The sequence below is a fragment of the Mesorhizobium sp. WSM3873 genome (genome assembly GCF_001672445.1).
Lineage (GTDB): Bacteria > Pseudomonadota > Alphaproteobacteria > Rhizobiales > Rhizobiaceae > Mesorhizobium.
The window spans coordinates 18756-38488 of the sequence record NZ_LYTM01000001.1 but is presented as its reverse complement, the minus strand read 5'-3'; the positions used below and the strand labels follow the sequence as shown (position 1 = coordinate 38488).

Here is a 19733-nt window from a genome sequence, read left to right as displayed (position 1 = left end):
CCTAAAGCGCGTCGCCTGGATCCGTTTCCCGCGCGACGCGCTTTAGGCCGCGTTGGTTACGAACCGCCCGTCCGACTGGTCGAGACGACGGCGGATCTGGGTTATCACCATCGAATCGTCGGGTACACAGTTTTCATAGGTCAGGAAGTCGCCGGCCTTGACCGGCTTCACCACCTTGGCGCGTTCGGCAAGCCCGAGCGGCAGCGCGCCCTTGGCGCGCGCATCTTCCCAGGTCATGGCGAAGCCGCGGTAGTCGTTCTCGCCGATCATGCCGAGCGACTGGCCGGTGCCGAGACTGGTCTTGGCCACCGCCACCGCCTCGGCCACGGGATGGTCGAGCGGTTCCATGTCGGCGCGCTTGTAGACCACGGCGCGCGCCGCCGAGAGCGGCACTTCCAGGCTGGTGAGGTGATAGGGCCGGAAGATCGTGAAATAGGGGCCCCTGCCGACCTTGAGGTCGATCATTCGCTCCAGCACGCGCGGATGCTTGGTTTCGATGATGCAGAACACGCCGGGCGCGACGCCCTTGCCGATCGAATAGTCGACAACGCCCTTGCGATGAAGCACGCCGCCATCCTCGCGCGGGCAGAGCACGCTGGCTAGTTCTTCTAGCGTCGCGGTAGGGCCGTGCATGCCCGGCACGTCGGGCACCAGTCCCGTCGCGTTGGCGATCGCCACCATCTCGATTGCCGTCTTCGAGCCGTCGACGAACTCGACCAGCATGCGCGCATTCATGTTGCGCTCGGCCGCCTCCTTCTCGTAGTCGGCCGGCACGGCGTCGAACTTCAGCGGATTGTTCTTGCCCTTGCCGGCGGCAACGATATTGAAGCCGAGGCTTTTGGCGAAGCCGATGATCTCCAGCGTGCAGGCAGGCTCGTCGCCGGCCGCACCTGTGTAGACGACGCCGGCCTTGCGCGCCTCTTCCTTCAGGAACCGGCCGATGGTGATGTCGGCCTCGACATTGAGCATGACGATATGCTTGCCGTTCTTCATCACCTCGAGCGCGAACAGCGTGCCGATGTTGGGATTTCCGGTTGCGTCGATGATCACGTCGATGCGGCCGGCGGCGGCGAGCGCATGCAGGTCCTCGGTGACCGCGATCTTTCCGGCCTCGATGGCGCGATCGATGGCCGGGGCATTGGGCGCCTCTACGATATCGGAACGGTCATGGCCGGCAAGCAGCGCCGCATCGATCGCCGCCTGCGGCCTGACCTCCGAAATGGCGCCGATGCGCATGCCCGGCATAAGTGCGACCTGAACGACGATATCCGTTCCCATCTGTCCGGCGCCGGCGAGACCGATGGTGATCGGTCCTTGTTTCTCAGCGCGCTGCAGGAGTTCCGCTGCGAATTGCGGATGGGACATGTCGCTTCCTCCGGTCCTTGGCGCGCCGCCCGCGCCGCAATCACTCTTTGAACATTCCTATGACCGTTTGAAAAATATTTCAACCGACATTTCGGCGGTGTCTTAGGATTGAGCTCAAACGAGACTGACGATGCGGGGAGAGGGAATGTCCGGCAGGATAGAGGGAAGGCGCGAGGGAGCCCTATGCGGCGTTCGAAACGAGGTTCCGCCCGGCCGGACGTTGTGGACGTCCCTAACGGGGCAGCGCGATGGTGTCAGCGCGCTTGCCGCCCTGCGCCAGCCATCGGCGCAGCGAATCCAGCAGGCGCGGCCGCTTTCTGGCGGCGACTATGCCGGCTCCACGGCCCTCGGCTTCTGCAGCCTTGCCAACTCCGCGAAAGGAATATGGCAGCGGATTGTGTGCCCGGGCTCGGCCTCGCTTAGTTCCGGCTCCTGCGTCTCGCAGATCGCGCCGATCTTGCGCGGACATCTCGTGTGGAAGACGCAACCCGTGGGCGGGTTGGCCGCGCTCGGGATTTCGCCGTCGAGGCGGATGCGCGAGCTTTCCGTCCGGTCGAGTTTCGGAACGGCCGACAACAGAGCTTCCGTGTAAGGGTGATGCGGGCCGGAAAACACCGCTTCCGACGGTCCGAACTCCATGATGCGGCCGAGATAGAGCACCGCGATCTTGTCGGACAGATAGCGCACCACGCCGAGGTCGTGCGAGATGAAAATGTAGCTGACGTCCTGCTTCGATTGCAGGTCGGCCAAGAGGTTGAGGATCGCCGCCTGCACCGACACGTCGAGCGCCGAGGTAGGCTCATCGCAGACGACGATGCGCGGATCGCCGGCGAAGGCGCGGGCGATCGCCACGCGCTGCTTCAGACCGCCCGAAAGCTGCCGCGGCTTGACGGCCAGATGCCGGTCGGTGAGCCGCACCGAGCGGACGAGCTCTTCGAGGCGCGTTTCCAGCGACTTGCCGGTGAGCCCGCCCAGCCGCTTCAAAGCGCGGCTGAGGATATGCCGGATCGAATGCGAACGGTTGAGCGCCGAATCCGGATTCTGGAAGACGATCTGCACCGCCTTGACCTGCTCCTCCGAGCGGCTGGCAAGCCGCGGCGCCAACTGCTTGCCCTCCAGTTCGATGCTGCCGCCCTCGTCCGGCGGCACGAGGCCGAGCAGCAGCCTGGCGAAGGTGGTCTTGCCGCTGCCGGACTCCCCGACCAACCCGAGCGTTTCGCCGGGCCGGAGGCTGACTGAAACGTCCTTCACCGCCCTCAATGCACGGCCATGGCTGGCATAGGTCTTGTTCAGTCCCTCGACCTGCAGCACGGGCGGCGCCTGCTTCGGCGCGACGGCGGCAATTTCGGCGGGTGTCGCGCGCGGCAGCGACTGCGCCTTGTCGTGATAGTGGCAGCGCGACAGCCGGCCGCCTCCAAGCTCATAGAGCGGCGGCGGCTCGCTGCGGCAGCGCTCCGTCGCCAGCGCGCAGCGGTCGGCGAAGGCGCAGCCGACGATCGTAGCGCCGATGCCGGGCAGGAAGCCGGGGATCGTGTCGAGCCGGCCCTGGTCCTTGCGCTGGCCGCCGCGCGGCAGGCAGCGCAGCAAGGCGACCGTGTAGGGATGGCGCGGATCGTTGAAGACGTCCTTGGTCGAGCCTTCCTCGACCAGCATGCCGGCATAGAGCACGCCGACCCGGTCGCACATGTTGGAGACCACGGCGAGGTTGTGGCTGATGAACAGGATTGAGGCCGAAAGCTCGCGGCGCAGTTGCGCGATGAGGTCGAGCACTTCGGCTTCGACCGTGGCATCGAGACCCGTCGTCGGCTCGTCGAGGATCAGCATCGAGGGGTCGTTGGCCAAGGCCATCGCGATCGCCACGCGCTGCTGCATGCCGCCGGAAAGCTGGTGCGGGTAGCGCTGCATGACACTGGCCGGATCCGAGATGCGCACAAGATTGAGCATCGCGATCGCCTTGTCGCTCGCCGCCTGTCCCGACATGCCGGCAAGCTCGAAGATCTCGGTGAGCTGGCGGCCGATGCGCAATGATGGATTCAGCGCCTTGCCGGGATCCTGATAGACCATGGAGACACTTTCCGCGCGGGCGCGTCTGAGCGCCTCGGCATCGAGCTTCATCACATCCTGGCCGTCGAGCGCGATCGAGCCGCCGGTGATCGAGCCGTTGCGCGGCAGGTATCGGACCACGGACAGCGCCGCGGTGGACTTTCCGCAGCCGGATTCGCCGACCAGCCCATAGGCCTCGCCGCGGCCGATCTTGAAGCTGACATTGCGCAGCACCGCCCGGTTGCGGCGCCCGACGCGATAGGCGACCGAGAGATCGTTGAGCTCGAGCGCGTTCCTGTCAGTCATTGAACGCTCCATGGACCCCGTCGGCCACCAGGTTGACCCCGATGACCAGCGAGGCGATCGCCAGCGCGTCGAACAGCACCGTCCACCAGAAGCCGCCGCCGATCATGCCGTAATTGCTGGAGATCGAGAGTCCCCAGTCGGGCGAGGGCGGCTGGATGCCGAAGCCCATGAAGGAGAGCGTGGCGACGGCGAAGATCGCATAGCCGAGACGCACTGTCGTCTCGACCAGGATCGGCGGGATCACGTTGGGCAGGATCTCGACGAACATCGTGTGCAGCGCGCCTTCGTGGCGAAGCTTTGCCGCCGCGACATAATCGAGCTCGCGTTCGGCCAGCACCGCCGAGCGCACCGTGCGGGCGATGATCGGTGCGAAGCTCAAGCCGATGACAACGATGACGGTGATCTTGGAGGTGCCGAGCGCAACGATGGCGAGCAGTGCGATGATCACCACCGGGATTGCCATGAACGCTTCGAGGATACGGCTGACGATATCGTCGACGATGCCGCGGAAATAGCCGATGACGAGCCCGAGCGCGGTGCCGGCAATGGTCGCCAGAATCGTGGCCAAAGGTGCCACCGTCAGGATATCGCGCGAGCCGACGATGACCCGCGAGAAGACATCTCGGCCGATCTGGTCGGTGCCGAACCAGTGCTCGGCCGACGGTGGCGCCAGCGCGTTGATGATGTCGTCGGCAAGCGGATCGTAAGGGACGAAATGCTCGCCGAACAGCGCGCAGACGATCCAGAACAGGACGATGCCTAGCCCGGTCAGGAAGGTCCCCGATCGCAACAACGAATGCAGCACCTCGCCCCAGGGGCTGCGCTGTGTCGCGGCGTCCGGTGGTGGCAGGTTCGCGGGTGTGTCTGTCGCGCTCATTGCTCCGCTCCCAGCCGGATGCGCGGATTGAGCACCGAATAGAGGAAATCGGCGATCAATGTGGCCACAGCATAGACGATGCCGATAGTGAGGATGCCGGCCTCGAGCATCGGAAAATCCTTGCCGCGGGCGGCGGTGAAGATCAGCGAGCCGATGCCCTGGTAGCGGAACAGCGTCTCGATCACGACAAGGCCGCCGATGAGGTAGCCGGTCTGGGTTGCGATGACGGTGATGGTCGGCAATAGCGCGTTGCGCAGCACATGCCGCCAGATCACCGTGCGCCACGGCAGACCTTTAAGCACCGCGGTGCGCGTATAGTCGGAATCGAGCGCCTCGATCATCCCCGACCGCGCCATGCGAGCGATATAGCCGAACAGCACCAGAAACAGCGGCAGCGACGGTAGGATGAGATAATAGAGCTGGGTGAAGACGCCGGCACCCTTCGGCCAGGCCGCCGCGATCGGCAGCCAGCGCAGCCAGACGCCGAAGATCAGGATCAGGATGATGCCGGTGACGAACTCGGGCAGCACCGTCACCGACAATCCGCCGAGGCTGATGATGCGGTCGAGCGGCCGGTTGAGGTTGAGCGCGGCGATGACACCGCCGAGGATGCCGATCGGCACCACCAGCACGAAGGCGACGAGCGCCAGCTTCATCGAATTGCCCAAAGCGTCGATGACGAAGGGCGCCACCGGCGCGCGGAAAATGTAGGACGTGCCCATGTCGCCATGAAGGAAGTTCCAGATCCAGCTTCCGTACTGGACGAGCAGCGGCCGGTCGACGCCGAGCGAGTGATTGAGCGCGTCGACGGCGCGCTGGTCGGCAAACGGCCCCAATATCGCGCGCCCGACATTGCCGGGCAGCACCTGGCCGCCCAGGAACACCATGACGCTGAGCAGGAACAGCGTCACGAGCGACAGAGCCAGGCGCCGGGTGAGGAAGCCGAGGATGGCGAATACTCCTATTGGAGCCGGCTCTCCGTCGAGAGCCGGCTGTCAGGGATAAGCTTGCTCCCTCGCGTCAGGCTTTCGAAGCCTTTTCGAGGAACAGCTGCGACATGGCGGTGGGCTGCACGCCCGCCACGCCTTTCGCCGTCGCAGTCAGGTAGTCGTAGAAATAGCCGAAGATCACCGGCGTTTCCTCGAGCAGCAGCTTCTGGATCTTGCCGGCTGCAGCCTTCTGCGCCTCGAGGTCGAGGGCCGCGATATAGCTGGTCGCCAGCTGGTCATAGTCCTTGTTCTTGAAATGCGCGGCATTCCAGGTGCCTTCGCTCTTCAATGGCGCCGCGAGATAGACGTTCGGCACGCCGCGGTGGCCGTAGTCGGTGATGCCCATCACCGAATCCAGCCAGTTCGATTTGCCGAACACCGCATCGCCGTAATAGGCGCTCTGGTCGAGGATGTTGAGCTCGAGCTCGATACCGATCTCCTTGACCCAGTTCTGGATCAGCTGCGCGTATTCGGGGATTTCCAGATAGCGCTCGGTGGTCAGCGTTATTTTGAACCCCTTGCCGGCGCCGGCCGCTTCCATCAGCTGCTTGGCCTGCGCGATGTCCTGCTCGCGCTGCGGCACGCTGGTGTCCGTCGACGGATAGACCCCGGCGAACGGGCTGTCATTGCCTTCCTGGGCGCGGCCTTTCATCAGGCCGGCGACCAACTTCTTGCGATCGATGCTGAGCGCGATGGCGCGGCGTACCCGCGGGTCCTTCATCGGACCGTCGTCGCAGCGTAGATGCAGTTGCTGATGCGCCGACGATTTCAGGCTGATGACGTTCACGTTCGGGTCGTTGAGGACGGCGACGCCCGCCAGCACCGGCATCTGATTGATGATGTCGATCTGGCCGCCCTGTAGCGCCAGGATCTGCGGCTGGATGTCGGTGAAGAAGGTGAATTCGGTGCGCTCCGGCAGGGCCTTTTCGCCCCAGTAGTTCTCATTGCGAACGAAGGAGGCGCCGACTTTGGGCGTGTACTTCTCCAGCTTGAACGGTCCGGTGCCGTCGAAGCTCTTTTCGTAATCGCCCTTGTAGCTCGCCGGGATGATGACGGCGTTGTAGTTGTCGGACGACAGCATATAGGGGAAGTTGCCGTTCGGCGCGTCGAGATGGAATTCCACCGTGTAGTCGTCGACCTTCTTGCTGGCGCCCTTCGAGAGGATGCCGCTGAACACCGACAGCGCGTTGGAGGAGTTGGCGGGATCGGCAAGCCGGTCGATGCTGGCCACAACGTCCTCGGCCTTCATCTCGCCGCCTGAGTGGAACTTGACGCCCTTGCGCAGCGTGAAGGTCCACACCGAGCCATCGGCATTCGGCTTCCAGCTTTCGGCCAGTGCCGGCTTGAGCACCAGGTCGGGGCCGTCGACGCAGAGGAATTCGGCGACCTGCTGCATGACGAGCAGGCCGCCGGCGTCGGCGATGGTGACCGGGTCGATCGCGGCGGCCGGCACGCTGCTGCCGACGCGGATGGTGGCGCCCGGCGCGCCCTGGGCGCGGGCAAGCGAGGGCGCGGCGCCGAAGCCGGCGGCCATGCCGATGCGGCCGAGAAGCGGCAGCGACAGGCCGAGCAGGCTGCCGTGGCGCACGAAATCGCGGCGGCTGACGCGGCCGTCGATGAGGCCGTCGATGAGGTGATTTTCGAGCGGCGTGCGGTTGCGCCGGATGAGATCGAGGACGCGGTAGTTCTTGCTCATGGGTCTAAACCCTTCCCCAGTTCTTGTGGTTGGCGAGTGCATTCCGGTTGACGACGTTCCGTGGAGTTCTCCGGTCCCGGCCATCGTCAAGAATTCAGTCGAACGAACTGTAACATGCAGTTTGGTCCGGTCCATCCGCTCCTTGAAGCGGAAAAGTCAGATTTTCTTGATGCATGCCTAGCTCGGGCGTGCAGCCCCGATCGAAATCGTGGCCGCCTCGATTCGATATTTGCCGGTCTCCTTTCCTTTTGGCGATCTCCCAGTTCAGGTCAGCGAAAAGCCTGCTAGCCGGATAGGCGTTGCCGCGCTGCTTCCGATCTTCATCTCAGCCGATCTCGAAGAACGGCTTGCCGAGCAGGTCCGGCACCACGTCGATGCCGAGCCCGGGGCCGTCGGGAATGCCCATGCGGCTGCCCGCGACCGGCGGCTTGTTGGAGGCGGTGCGCACCGTCACCCATTCGTGGAAGGCGATCGCATGCAGACGGCGCTCTTCCGGCGTCGACAGCGACAGATGCGCCATCGCGGCGGTGTCGATCTCCGCGCCGCCGGTGTCTTCGACGGTGATCATGAAACCGAGATCGACGGCGACGTCGCGGATCAGCCGCGTCTGCGTCACGCCGCCGAGGCGCGAGATCTTCAGCGTCAGCCCATCGGCTGCGCCTAGGCGTTGGATTTCCAGCATCTCACCCAGCGAGGTGACGGACTCGTCGAGCACCATCGGCTTGTCGAGCATGCGGCGCACCGACATATTCTCCGCGATCGTCGTGCAGGGCTGCTCGAATGTGTAGTCGATGCCGCGCGTGGCGTCGGCGAACTGGCGCGCCTGGTAGGGCGTCCAGCCGGCATTGGCGTCGCAGAAGATCACCGTGCCCTTCGGCACGGCTGATGCGACGGCGCTCACGCGCTCGATGTCGTCGCGGACATTGCCGCCGACCTTGACCTGCAGCCGATGGTAGCCTTCGGCAACGATGCGCTTGGCAAGTGCCGCCATCTGGTCGACCGTGCCGTGGGTCACGACCCGGTAAAGTTGCGCCGTCTCGCTCTCGCGGCCGCCGAGCATCGCTACCAACGGCACGTCGGCCGCACGGGCAGCGAGATCCCAGCAAGCCATGTCAAGCGCGGCTTTGACGTAGGGATGGCCCTTGAACACCGTGTCCATCAACCTGCCGATGCCGGCCAGCCCGCGCGGGTCATGGCCGATGAGATGCGGCGCGATCTCCGGCACGCCCGCGCGCGTTCCCGCCGGAAACGCGGCAGAATAGAAATTGCCGAGCGGCGCCATCTCGCCCCAGCCGGTCACCCCTGTGTCGGAAGTGATGGCGACGATCACCGCATCGAAACAGTCGGCGACCCGGCCCTTGGACATGCGGTAGGGCCCGTCCACGAAGGGCTGCACGACATGGTAGGCTTTTATGCTCTTGATCTTCACGTTTGTATCCGTTTGTCCGCGGGTTTGTCAGGCGCCCTTCGATGCGCGCTTTTCGAGGCTGCGCGCATAGGCAAGAAGCGCTTCGAAATCGTTGTCGATATGCTCGCGGGCATGGCGCTGGGCGGCGCGCATGTCCGTGCCCTTGAGCAACGCCACATAGGTTTCGTGCAGGTCCTCGGCCGGCACCGGCTCGTTGCGCGCACGCTGGTGCAGCGCGAAATACATTTGCAGTCGGCTGGTCAGCCGCTGCCAGGTTTCGAGCAGCACCGAATTGTCGGCCCACTCATAGACCAGCCCGTGCAGCTGCAGGGCCGTCTCGATCTGGCGCGTGGTGTCGAGCGCCCGTGTCGCCTGCTTCACCGCTTCGTGGCGGCGGTCGAGCTCGTCGAAGAAGCGCTGGTCGCGCTGCGGCCAGGCGAGCTCGATGGCAAAGTCGTCGAGCACCTTGTTGAGGGAATAGGCGTCGACGATGTCCTTGGCGGCGACGTCGACGACGAAGGTGCCGGCATAGGGAATGCTGGTCAGGATACCTTCCTGCACCAGCTCGCGCATCGCCTCGCGCAGCGGCGCGCGGCTTACCCGCATCTGCTCGGAAATTCTGAGTTCGTTGAGCTTCTGCCCAGGCTCCAGCTGGCCGGCCAGAATGGCGCGCCTGAGCAGCGCGACGATCTCGGCCCTGCGCGTCGTATCCGCGATCGGACTGAAATCCAGCTTTGACATGTGGGCCACTCCGGATGAACCGACTGCAAGACAAGCAGATTGTCGACAATCCAACAAGAGGGTGGCTATCGTTTTTTCGCGGATGGCAGGCGCGCAAACAAAACGGCGCCCTCGATGTGGGTGTCGAGGGCGCCGTCGGACCGGGACTGATGGGGGATTATCAGCTGGCCGGTTTCGTTTCCGGCAAGGGAGAAACCGGCATTCCGGGTCCGATCTTCTGCAAATTGCCGGTGATCACCTGGTCGCTCTCGGAGATGCCTGAGGTGACGGAAATCAGATCGCCGTCGGTCGGGCCGAGCGACACCAGCTTCTGGTCTACGGTGTTGTCTTTGCCGAGGACGTACAGATATTTGCCGAGCTGGCTGGAACCCAGCGCCACTTGGGGCACCATCAGCGTATTGGGCTGCTCCTTCACATGCAGCCGCACGCGCACATACTGCCCGGGCAGCAGCGCGAACTTGGCGTTGCCGATCGTCGCCCGCGCGGTGATCGTGCCGGTCGAATGATCGATCGTGTTGTCGATGAAGGTGAGCTGGCCCTTCTGGCTGGGCTCGGTCTCACCGGGCAACAGCACGTCGACCGCAATCGGACCGTTGGCCTTCGCCTGCTCGATCTGGACGAGGTCGGTCTCGCTCGGATTGAAGGTGACGTAGATCGGGTCGAGCTGCACCAGCGTGTTGAGAACCGTGCCGGCGACGCTCACCAGGGTGCCGACCGAGGCTTGGTTGCGGCCGATCCGTCCGGAGAACGGTGCCTTGATCTCGGCATAGCCGAGATTGAGCTCGGCCGTCCGCACCGCCGCCTGGTCGACCGCAAGGGCGGCTTCGGCCGTGCGCAAGTTGCTGGTGCGCTGGTCGAAGCTGTCCTTGGCGAGGTACCCGGCCTTGGCAAGGTCGGTGCCGCGGCCGAGATTGGACCGCGCGTAATCGAGCGCTGCCGCGTCGCGCTGCACCTGCGCCTTCGCCTGGTCGAGCGCTGCCTGGTAGTCCTCGGGCGCGATCCGGTAAAGCAGGTCGCCCTGCTTGACGTCGCTGCCGTCCTGCGCCGTCTGCTCCTGCAGATAGCCCGGCACGCGCGCCTGCAGGGTGATGTTGCGGATCGGCTCGACGCGCGCGGCGTAGTCGAGATAGATCGGCAGCGTCTTCTTGACCACGTTCACCACCGGCACCGGCATGACGAAGGCCTTGGGCGCAGGTGCCGCGCCCGCCGTGCTGGCGCTGAGGCTGAGATTGCCCATGTCGAGCAGGTGCACGCTTGCCACCGAGATTGCGCCCAGCGCGACCGCCGTTCCCAAAGCGATTTTCCATTTACGCATGTTGGTCTCCAATCCTATTCGGCCGCCTGGGCGAGCCGGACGGGCTCGGCGGTCGGTTCAATGTCTTGTTGGTGCGGGGCATGGTGAGGCCCCGCGTCAGATTCCTTCTCGCCGCCGCGCTCGCGCAGCTTCTCGATCACCGCGTAGAAGACCGGCACGAAGACCAGCGACAGGATCGTCGCCGCCACCATGCCGCCGAAGACGGTGGTGCCGATCGACTGCCGGCTGGCGGCGCCCGCGCCGGTCGCGAACATCAGCGGCAGCACGCCGAGGATGAAGGCGAAGGCGGTCATCAGGATCGGCCGCAGCCTCAGCCGCGCGGCTTCCATCGCCGCCTCGACGATGGTCAGGCCTTCCTGGCGGCGCCGTCGGGCGAACTCGACGATCAGGATCGCGTTCTTCGCCGCCAGGCCGATCAGCATGACGAAACCGATCTGCGAGTAGACGTCGATCTGCATGCCGCGCAGCAAGAGCACGACGAAGGCGCCGAACAAAGCGAGCGGCACGGCAAGCAGCACCATGAAAGGCATCGCCCAGCTTTCATACTGCGCCGCCAGGATCAGGAAGACGAACACGATCGCCAGGCCGAACACGATCGAGGCGATCGATCCGGCCTGGAGCTCCTGATAGGTGATGCCGGTCCATTCATAGCCGAAATCCCGCGGCAGCACGTTTGCGGCCGCCCGCTCCATGGCTGCGACTGCTTGTCCGGACGAGAAGCCCGGCGCCGCGCCGCCGTTGATGAGGGCGGATGCATTGTTGTTGTAATGCGGCACCGTCTCGGGACCGACGATCGGCACCAGCTTGCCCAGTGTGCTCAGCGGCACCATCCCGCCGGACGCATTGCGCACGTAGAGGCGCGAGATGTCGTTCGCGTTTCCGCGCGCGTCCTTGTCGGCCTGGATCGTCACCCGGAAGGCGCGGCCGAAAAGGTTGAAGTCGTTGACGTAGAGGGAGCCGAGATAGATCTGCAGCGTGTTGAACACGTCGGGCAGGTTGAGGCCGAGCAGCTTCGCCTTGCTGCGGTCGAGGTCGTAGTTGAACTGCGGCGTCGAGGTCGAGAAGGACGAGAACAGCTGCTGCGGATTGAGCTCCGGCTGCTTGCGTGCTTCCGCGATCAGCGCCTGCGTGACCTCGTTGAGCGCGGCGCTGCCGCGGCCCGAAAGGTCTTCCACCTGGAATTCGAAGCCGCCGGTCGTGCCGAGGCCCGGGATCGAGGGTGGATCGAAGGAGAGCGCAAACGCCTCCGGTATCTGCAGCAACTTGTTGCGCACCTCGGCGACCAGCTTCGATGCGTTCTGGTCTGGCCCGCGTTCGTCCCACGGCTTCAGGATGGCGAACTCCACCGCCGAGTTCGACTGCGCGGCGCTGGTAAGGAAGTTCAGGCCGCTGATCGAGCCGACGATGTCGACGCCGGGCGTGTTCTGCAGGATGTCGCGCGCCTTCTGCGCCACCGCGTCGGTGCGCTCCAGCGAAGCGCCGTCCGGCAGCTGGATGACGACGAAGAAATAACCCTGATCCTCCACCGGAAGGAAGGTCGAGGGCAGCTTCTGCCAGACGAAATAGGTGGCGACCAGGCCCGCCGCGAACAGGCCGAGCATGGCCCAGCGCAGCCGGATCAGAATGCGCACGCCATGCGCGTAGGCATGCGACAGCCAATCGAAGCCGGCATTGAACCAGCGGAACAGCACGAACTGCGTTTCGCCGCGATGGCGCAGGAACGCGGCGCTCAGCGCCGGGCTCAGCGTCAGCGAGTTGAAGGCGGAGATGCCGACCGAGATCGCAACAGTAAGCGCGAACTGGTTGTAGAGCCGTCCCGAAACGCCGGGAATGAAGGCGACCGGGATGAACACCGCCATTAGCACCGCGGTGGTGGCGATGATTGGGCCCGTCACTTCGGCCATCGCCGCGCGCGTCGCGGCGAGCGGCTTGAGGCCGGCCTCCAGCTGTCGCTCGACGTTCTCGACCACGACGATGGCGTCGTCGACGACAAGGCCGATCGCCAGCACCATGCCGAGCAGCGAGAGCATATTGAGCGAGAAGCCCAGCATGTACATCACCGCCAGCGTCGCGATCAACGACACCGGGATGGCGATGGTCGGGATGATGGTGGTGCGCCAGCTCTGCAGGAAGATAAAGACGACAGCCACCACCAGCACCAGCGCTTCGCCGAGCGTGATCAGCACGTCATGCATCGAGGCCGAGACGAAGCGCGTCGTATCGTAGTGCATGGCGTAGTGAACGCCCTTCGGGAAGCGCGCCGACAATTCTTGCATCTTGTCCTTGACCCGCTGCTGCAGGTCGAGCGCGTTGGAGCCGGGCATCTGGTAGACGGCGAGCACCACGGTCGGGTCCTTGCCGAAGAAGGCCGATGACGAATATTGCAGCGCGCCGAGCTCGATGCGGGCGACATCGCGCAGACGCACGAGCGAGCCGTTCTGCGAGTTGGCGCGCACGACGATGTCGCCGAATTCCTTCGGGTCGCTCAAACGGCCGACCGCATTGACCTGCATCTCGAAGGCGGTGCCGGCCGGCGCCGGCGATTGGCCGATCTTGCCCGCCGCCACCTGCACGTTCTGCTCGGAAATGGCGTTCTGCACATCGACGGCGGTGATGCCGAGATTGGCCAGTTTGTCCGGATCGAGCCAGACGCGCATCGAATAGCGCCGTTCGCCGAAAATCTGCACGTCGCCGACGCCGGGCAGCCGCTTCAGCGGATCGACGACCTGGAGATAGGCGAGGTTGCTCAGCGCCACCGGATCGACCGAGCCGTCGGGCGAGGTGAGGTCGACGATCAGAACGAAGTTCGGGTTCTGCTTCTTGATCGTGACGCCGCCCTGGTTGACGATGGCCGGCAGGGAGGATGCGGCCTGCGAGACGCGGTTCTGGACGTCGACGGCCGCCGTGCTCAGCGGATAGCCGACGTCGAATGTGATGGTGATGGTCGAGGAGCCGTCATTCGAGCTCGTCGACGACATATAGGTCATGCCTTGCACGCCGTTGATCTGCTGCTCCAGCGGCGTGGTGACCGTATCGGCCACCACCTGCGCGCTGGCGCCTGGATAATGGGCGCTGACCACGACCTGCGGGGGCGTGATGTCAGGAAACTGCGAGACCGGCAGCAGGAAATAGGCGATCGCACCGGCGAGCACCATGATGATGGCGATCGCCGACGCGAAGATCGGGCGGTGGATGAAGAAGTTCACCATGACGCGGATGCCTCGCCGAACGCTTTTGCAAAATGGCGCAGGCGCCGGGCCCGGACGGAACCGGAATCCTCCAGGAAGGATGGCAGGACATCGTCCGGCGCCTGTTCCGCGGCGCGCGAGCGCAGCATCCGTTCGAAGGCGTTGGGATCGACCCCATCAGCCTTCATCACCAGCCGGATCATCGGATCCCGGATGGCTTCGTCGATCGTCAGGTCTTTGCGCTTTTGCATAGGAGCGGCTCCTTGCTGCGGCCCGCATCGGATGATCACGGACCGCTTTTTTCTCGTTTTCACCGGCCGAAGCCGCATGACAGGCAGGTTTTCTGTCCTATCTCACTCTGGCAGGGCTCTATCGGTGGGCCTTGTCGTTTGACGGGGAGCGATATAGGTGTTACCAGTAAGTAACATTTGAAAGTTACAGACCGGTAACACCCTAGTCAAGAGGTGACCTCGGTTTTTTTGGGAAACGGACGAAAGGAGAGCATGATGACTGACGGCGTTGCGGAGCGTTCCCGCCCCCGGGATCGGATCCTGGAAACGGCGCAGGACATGTTCCACAAGCACGGCATCAAGGGTGTGGGCGTCGACGCCATCACGGAGGCTGCCGGCACCAACAAGATGACGCTCTATCGTCACTTCGAATCCAAGGACGATCTGATCATCGAATGCCTGCGCGCCACGGCGGCAAAGGCTTCAAGGATATGGGACGAGTTCGAGGCCGAGCATCCCGGCGACAAGCTCGCGCAGTTGCATGCCTGGGTCCGCAAAGCTTCGGAACTGCTCAGCGCCGACAGTCGCGGCTGCGACATGGCCAATGCCGCCGTCGAGCTCACCGAGACCGATCACCCGGCACGGCGCGTCATCAAGGAACTGAAGGAAGCCCAGCGCGAAAAGCTGGTTGCGCTCTGCCGCGATGCCGGCATCGGCCAGGCCGAGCTGCTCGCCGATACGCTATCGCTGCTGCTCGAAGGCGCGCGCGTCTCGATGCAGAGCGTTGGCGCCGAGGGCCCGAGCGCGCAGTTCGTGCGCATGGCCGAAAGCCTGATCGCCTCGTTCCGGGCACGCTGACCACATCCCTCATCCGCCCCTTCGGGCCACCTTTCTCCCCGAGGGGAGCAGAGGTTTGGGGCGGCACCAACGATCTCCTCTTCCCTCGGGGAGAAGTCGAATTCCCCGAATTGCAAGGCAATATCCGGGTGAGGGGCGCTCGGCTTAAGTATAGGCAAAGAAAAAGCCCGCTGCCGGGAGGAGGAGGCAGCGGGCTTCGATTTCGAATACGGCGCGGGAGGAGGAGCACCGCATTCAGCGCCGGTGTCTGGGAGGAGGAAGACATCCGACGCCGCAATAATTACGATTTGCCCAACCATTCGGCAACTGCGAAACGTGCATAGCTGGTGTGCAGATTTGCCGGATCAATCGTCTGACAAATCAGTGAGGCGACGGCATGGTGCCATTCGCGCCTACTGCACCGGCACGTTTTCCTTCATGATCAGCCGGGGCTCGATGAATTTTTTGGTCAGGTACGGCGCCGACGAGGCGATCGAGCCGAGCAGGCGGATCACTGCTTGCTCGGCAATCAGTCGCGCGTTCTGGTCGATGACCACGTCGGCGAGATCGTCGACCAGATAGCGGCGTGTTTCCCTGGTCAGGTCATGGCAGATGAAGACGGGCTTTCTGCGCGGCTTGGCCTCGAGCAACGCCTTGGCCACGCCGGAGCGTCCGGCGCCGACGCAGTAGATGCCGAGCAGTTCCGGTTCGTTGTGCAAGGCCTTCATGGTCGCGCTGTAGCTGGCGTCGGGCTCGTCGTTGATCTCGACGGCGCTGGAGACGGTGAGATTGGGGAACTCTTCTGCGAGCACCGAGCGGAAACCCATCTCGCGCTCCTCGTGGCCGCGATAGGAGCGCGAGCCGACGACCATCGCGAGGTGCCCGATCCGGCCGCCAAGGAAGCGGCCCATCAGCAGCGCCGCCGTGCGTCCGGCAACCCGGTTGTCGATGCCGACATACGCCGAGCGAGGGGCCGCCGGCACATCGGAAACCAGCGTCACCAGCCGGATGCCGGCCTCGACCAGCTCGCGCAAAATGTTGCGCGTGCGCGGATGGTCGACGGCGATGACGCCGACGCCATTGGCCTTGAGCGAGAGGTTCTCGATCGCGCCCTGCAGCGCGCCCGGCGAGATGCCGGCGAGATTGTGGATGCGGCAGGAGGCGACCAGCGGCAGGCGCCCTGCATAGTCCTCGATATGATGGGCAAGGTCGGCCATGAAGGCGTTGCTGCCGATCGGCAGGAAGAATTCGAGATGCGCCGGCTTCGACGGCAGCACGACTTGATCGAGCGTAGGCAGATAGCCGAGCTGCTTTGCCGCCTCCAAGACGCGCTGCCGGTTGGCCGCGCTTGCGCCCGGCCTGTTGTTGAGCACTCGGTCGACCGTCGCGGTCGACAGGCCGCAGCTTCTGGCGATGTCGGCTACGGTCGCTTTCATGGGTCCGGTCATAGGGTGGGATGCAAGCCCCTGTCAGCCAAATCGAAGTCAGGCCAAATTAGCCATGCGGCTGCGGGCCGTCGGAAATCGCATCGCGGATCTCCTTGTCCGACATGCCGGTGATGACGCGTTCGACGTCCGCCACGGTGGTCTTCTTCGGATCGATATCATCGGCCACCACCTTGCCGCGGCGCATCACCACGATGCGGTCGACGACCTGGAAGACATGGTGGATGTTGTGTGCGATGAAGATGGAGGAGTGGCCGGAATCGCGGGCGCCGCGCACGAAGCTCAACACCCCTTGCGTCTCGGCGACGCCGAGATTGTTGGTCGGCTCGTCGAGGATGATGAGGTCGCTGTCGAAATGCATGGCGCGCGCGATCGCCACTGCTTGCCGCTCGCCGCCTGACAGCGAGCCGATCGGCGTCGTCGGCGGGATGTTTTTGGAGATGCCGACCTGCTTGAGCAGGTCGCGCGCCACCGTGTTCATCGCCTCCTGGTCCATGCGGTTGAGGAAACGCGGCGGTTTGATCGGCTCGCGCCCCAGGAACAGGTTGCGGGCGATCGACAGCTGCGTGACGAGCGCGGAGTCCTGATAGATCGTCTCGATGCCCTCAGCGATCGCGTCGCTGGTGCTGCGGAAATTCACCTTCTTGCCGCGCACGAAAATGTCGCCGCTGGTGAGCGGCACCGCGCCCGACAGCACCTTGATCAGTGTAGACTTGCCGGCGCCGTTGTCGCCGAGCAGGCCGACGATCTCCTTTTCGTTGACGTGGAAGTTGGCGTCCACCAGCGCCTGTACGCGCCCGTAGGACTTGCGGATGTTCGTCATGCGGATCAGAGGCTCGGCCATCGTCTTCAAGTCCCTGCCTGGTGCCGGCGTTCGAGCCATGAGTGCAGCGCCATCATCCCGAGGATGATCGCGCCAATGAAGATGTTGTAGGCAAGTCCCGGAACGCCGATCAGCACGATGCCGTTGCGCATGACGCGCAGGATCAGGATGCCGAGCACCGTGCCGATAATGGTGCCGCGGCCGCCGGTCAGCGCCGTGCCGCCGATGACTACCATGGCGATGACCTCGAGCTCGTAGCCGGTGCCGCTGTTCGGATTGGCGGCCGAGGTGCGCAGCGACGAGATCACGCCGGCGAGCGAGGCCATCACCGCCGACAGGATGAACAGGCCGATCTTGACCCGGCTGACATTGACGCCGCGGGCGCGCGCCGCGTTGGGATTGCCGCCGGCCGCCTGGATCCAGTTGCCGGTGCGGCTTTGCGTCAGCACATAACCGAGCGCGATCGCGGCGCCGATGAACCAGAACAGCGAGGCATAGATGCGGAACGGGCCGACGTAGAAGTCGCCGACCAGGATGTCCGCAAGCCAGCTGCCTTCGGCGCTCCAGGTGCGCTGCGGAAAGCCGTCGGTGACGAAAAGCGCGGTGCCGCGCACGACGAGCAGCATCCCGAGCGTGACCAGGAAGGACGGGATCTTGAGCTGCGTGACGAACCAGCCATTGACAAGCCCGATCAAGGCCGCGACCACCAGCGCGATGGCTAAGCCCATCTCCAGCGAGGTGACCCCGCCATTGAACAGCGTCCACATCAGCACCGGCGAGAAGCCGAACAGCGAGCCGACCGAGAGGTCGAATTCGCCCGACGTCATCAGCAAGGTCATCGCCAACGCGATCAGCCCAAGCTCGACGGTGAAGGCGAGGATGTTCGAGATGTTCTGCGGCGACAGGAAATCCGGATTGATGCCCCAGAAGATGACGAGTTCGACGATCAGCAGCACCAGCGGCCCGAATTCCGGCCGCGCGATGAAACTTTGGATGAAGGAACGGTTTTCCATTGGGCCTGCGATGTGAATGATTGGCGAGCCCGCTGCGATCAGTCAGGACTCGATGGTCCAGGAAGCGATCGCGGCCCGAAAGCCGCGACCGTTAATGTCAGGTCTTACTTGCCGGACAGGATCTTGTCATAAACGCCGGCGGTATCCTTTTCATAGAGCGCGCCGGTGATGACGTTGAAGCCCGGAGGAATGCCGGCAGACGCCATCGCCGCCATCGAAAGCGCGATGTAGCTGGTCGCCTGCGGGTCCTGCCACTGCGCGGCGTTGACATAGCCGTTCAGCACTTCCTGGGTGGTGTCGAGCGAGTTGCCCCAGCCGACAACCGGGATTTCGCCCGGCTTGACGCCGACCTGGTCGAAGACGCGCTTGACCGAGCCTGTGACCAGGTCGCCGAGGCCGATGATCGCCTTCACCTTGCCCTTGTGGGCGGTAAGATAGTCGACCATGCGGTTGATCACTTCGGCCTGGTCGAGCGTCGCCTCGGTCACCTCATAGGTGATGCCGAGCGGCTCGAACACGCTCTTGATGCCTTCCTCTTCCTGCACGCCATAGGTGGCGCCGGGCACCTCGACCGGCATCCAAACGAAGTCGCCCTTCTTCACCAGGCCCTTATCGACCAGATACTGCGCCCAGTGCTTGCCGAAGGTGACGTTGTCGCCGCCGACATAGGCGTTGAAGTTGGCCTTCGGGTCGGGCGTGTTGAAGTTGATGATCGGAATGTTGGCCGCACGGGCCTCCTTGACGATCTCGACGAGGCTGCCCGGATCGGGGCTGGTGGTGACGATGCCGTCGGCCTTGGCCGAGATGGCGGCGCGAACAGCCTCCTGCTGCGAGGCAACGTCGCCATTGTGGAACGAGGTGTTCACCTTGTTGCCGGTGTCGGTCGCCCATTGCTTCGCCCCGGCGAGGAAGTAGGTCCAGACCGGATCGGCCGGGCCGCCATGCGAAATCCAGTAGAAGGTCTTGGCCTCGGCCATCGCCGGAATGGCGATTGCCGCGATCAAGCCAAGCACGAACAGTCTCAGCCTCGAAAGCATCGATTTCCTCCCATGTTGAAAACCACCTCCACATCAGGCGCGATACGATCCTCGAGGAGCGCATCTCCTGCCCGCGCCGACCGGGTGCCTCTAGAGCATTCCCTTTTTCGGCCGCTGGCAAGCCTCCATCGTCAATGGATGTCGGCTCAGGCGCGCACGCCATCAGCAATCCCATCAGATTGCATCAGCTGCGATGATTTTCGCGGGCAAGCCATGCGATCGGCCCATTCGCTGCGCGGATTGGCCTCCCGGCAGCGGCCCTCGCTCTTAACAGCCGATCACGGATCTGCTACCGATCCCCTGGCGGGCGATGCGAGGACAGTCATGACAATGCCTGGAATCTAGCGCGTCTCGTATCAGCTAAGTGGGAAGTGAAATGCACGCCAGGCGACGCTTGCTGCCATTCCAGGTAATTTCGGC

The 19733-nt window shown here is 64.2% G+C and carries 15 protein-coding genes; 1 reads left to right on the top strand and 14 read right to left on the bottom strand.

The annotated features are described in order from the left end of the window. Positions 1–42: 42 nt before the first annotated feature. The 10 genes from A9K71_RS00165 to A9K71_RS00120 all read right to left on the bottom strand — a co-directional run bounded on the left by A9K71_RS00165 (position 43) and on the right by A9K71_RS00120 (position 14257). Positions 43–1365 carry a homoserine dehydrogenase gene (locus A9K71_RS00165; RefSeq protein WP_066988916.1) on the bottom strand — a complete coding sequence of 441 codons (1323 nt, stop codon included), beginning with the start codon at positions 1363–1365 and terminating at the stop codon, positions 43–45. Positions 1366–1692: 327 nt separating this feature from the next. Continuing rightward, positions 1693–3714 (bottom strand): ABC transporter ATP-binding protein, encoded by a 2022-nt coding sequence (locus A9K71_RS00160; RefSeq protein WP_245299490.1) that lies wholly within the window; start codon positions 3712–3714, stop codon positions 1693–1695. Beyond that, positions 3707–4591 (bottom strand): ABC transporter permease, encoded by an 885-nt coding sequence (locus A9K71_RS00155; RefSeq protein WP_066989388.1) that lies wholly within the window; start codon positions 4589–4591, stop codon positions 3707–3709. Before A9K71_RS00155 ends, A9K71_RS00160 begins: the two co-directional genes overlap by 8 nt. Beyond that, on the bottom strand, positions 4588–5541 hold the full coding sequence (locus A9K71_RS00150; protein WP_082980280.1) for an ABC transporter permease: 954 nt from the start codon (positions 5539–5541) through the stop codon (positions 4588–4590). The genes A9K71_RS00155 and A9K71_RS00150 overlap by 4 nt, the downstream gene beginning before the upstream one ends. A gap of 70 nt (positions 5542–5611) precedes the next feature. Beyond that, positions 5612–7276, bottom strand: a complete 1665-nt coding sequence (locus A9K71_RS00145; RefSeq protein WP_066988912.1) for an ABC transporter substrate-binding protein — start codon at positions 7274–7276, stop codon at positions 5612–5614. A gap of 325 nt (positions 7277–7601) precedes the next feature. After that, complete coding sequence (locus tag A9K71_RS00140; RefSeq protein ID WP_066988910.1) at positions 7602–8705, bottom strand: mandelate racemase/muconate lactonizing enzyme family protein; 1104 nt, start codon at positions 8703–8705, stop codon at positions 7602–7604. 27 nt (positions 8706–8732) lie between these two features. Then, positions 8733–9425: a GntR family transcriptional regulator gene (locus A9K71_RS00135; RefSeq protein WP_066988908.1), complete on the bottom strand. Its 693-nt coding sequence runs from the start codon at positions 9423–9425 to the stop codon at positions 8733–8735. 160 nt (positions 9426–9585) lie between these two features. After that, positions 9586–10740: an efflux RND transporter periplasmic adaptor subunit gene (locus tag A9K71_RS00130; protein WP_066989384.1), complete on the bottom strand. Its 1155-nt coding sequence runs from the start codon at positions 10738–10740 to the stop codon at positions 9586–9588. A gap of 14 nt (positions 10741–10754) precedes the next feature. After that, on the bottom strand, positions 10755–13949 hold the full coding sequence (locus tag A9K71_RS00125; protein WP_066988906.1) for a multidrug efflux RND transporter permease subunit: 3195 nt from the start codon (positions 13947–13949) through the stop codon (positions 10755–10757). Continuing rightward, positions 13943–14257, bottom strand: coding sequence for a hypothetical protein (locus A9K71_RS00120; protein ID WP_245299489.1), 315 nt, complete (start codon positions 14255–14257; stop codon positions 13943–13945). The genes A9K71_RS00125 and A9K71_RS00120 overlap by 7 nt, the downstream gene beginning before the upstream one ends. A 177-nt stretch (positions 14258–14434) precedes the next feature. Between A9K71_RS00120 and A9K71_RS00115 the strand changes: the two genes are divergently transcribed. After that, a complete protein-coding gene (locus A9K71_RS00115; RefSeq protein WP_066989382.1) occupies positions 14435–15016 on the top strand; it encodes a TetR/AcrR family transcriptional regulator in 582 nt (193 codons plus the stop codon). A gap of 392 nt (positions 15017–15408) precedes the next feature. Here A9K71_RS00115 and A9K71_RS00110 read toward each other — a convergent pair whose 3' ends face one another. The 4 genes from A9K71_RS00110 to A9K71_RS00095 all read right to left on the bottom strand — a co-directional run bounded on the left by A9K71_RS00110 (position 15409) and on the right by A9K71_RS00095 (position 19313). Further along, positions 15409–16431 (bottom strand): LacI family DNA-binding transcriptional regulator, encoded by a 1023-nt coding sequence (locus tag A9K71_RS00110; RefSeq protein ID WP_066989379.1) that lies wholly within the window; start codon positions 16429–16431, stop codon positions 15409–15411. Positions 16432–16489: 58 nt separating this feature from the next. Next, on the bottom strand, positions 16490–17284 hold the full coding sequence (locus tag A9K71_RS00105) for an ATP-binding cassette domain-containing protein (RefSeq protein ID WP_066989377.1): 795 nt from the start codon (positions 17282–17284) through the stop codon (positions 16490–16492). Positions 17285–17289: 5 nt separating this feature from the next. Then, positions 17290–18276, bottom strand: coding sequence for an ABC transporter permease (locus A9K71_RS00100; RefSeq protein WP_066988902.1), 987 nt, complete (start codon positions 18274–18276; stop codon positions 17290–17292). A 104-nt stretch (positions 18277–18380) separates the two neighbouring features. Further along, complete coding sequence (locus A9K71_RS00095; RefSeq protein ID WP_066988900.1) at positions 18381–19313, bottom strand: substrate-binding domain-containing protein; 933 nt, start codon at positions 19311–19313, stop codon at positions 18381–18383. Positions 19314–19733: the final 420 nt, after the last annotated feature.

Bases quoted from the DNA above. Each gene is read 5' to 3' on its own strand.
- A9K71_RS00165 (WP_066988916.1), bottom strand. From the start codon at position 1,365: ATGTCCCATCCGCAATTCGCAGCGGAACTCCTGCAGCGCGCTGAGAAA.
- A9K71_RS00160 (WP_245299490.1), bottom strand. From the start codon at position 3,714: ATGACTGACAGGAACGCGCTCGAGCTCAACGATCTCTCGGTCGCCTAT.
- A9K71_RS00155 (WP_066989388.1), bottom strand. From the start codon at position 4,591: ATGAGCGCGACAGACACACCCGCGAACCTGCCACCACCGGACGCCGCG.
- A9K71_RS00145 (WP_066988912.1), bottom strand. From the start codon at position 7,276: ATGAGCAAGAACTACCGCGTCCTCGATCTCATCCGGCGCAACCGCACG.
- A9K71_RS00135 (WP_066988908.1), bottom strand. From the start codon at position 9,425: ATGTCAAAGCTGGATTTCAGTCCGATCGCGGATACGACGCGCAGGGCC.
- A9K71_RS00130 (WP_066989384.1), bottom strand. From the start codon at position 10,740: ATGCGTAAATGGAAAATCGCTTTGGGAACGGCGGTCGCGCTGGGCGCA.
- A9K71_RS00125 (WP_066988906.1), bottom strand. From the start codon at position 13,949: ATGGTGAACTTCTTCATCCACCGCCCGATCTTCGCGTCGGCGATCGCC.
- A9K71_RS00120 (WP_245299489.1), bottom strand. From the start codon at position 14,257: ATGCGGCTTCGGCCGGTGAAAACGAGAAAAAAGCGGTCCGTGATCATC.
- A9K71_RS00115 (WP_066989382.1), top strand. From the start codon at position 14,435: ATGACTGACGGCGTTGCGGAGCGTTCCCGCCCCCGGGATCGGATCCTG.
- A9K71_RS00110 (WP_066989379.1), bottom strand. From the start codon at position 16,431: ATGAAAGCGACCGTAGCCGACATCGCCAGAAGCTGCGGCCTGTCGACC.
- A9K71_RS00105 (WP_066989377.1), bottom strand. From the start codon at position 17,284: ATGGCCGAGCCTCTGATCCGCATGACGAACATCCGCAAGTCCTACGGG.
- A9K71_RS00100 (WP_066988902.1), bottom strand. From the start codon at position 18,276: ATGGAAAACCGTTCCTTCATCCAAAGTTTCATCGCGCGGCCGGAATTC.
- A9K71_RS00095 (WP_066988900.1), bottom strand. From the start codon at position 19,313: ATGCTTTCGAGGCTGAGACTGTTCGTGCTTGGCTTGATCGCGGCAATC.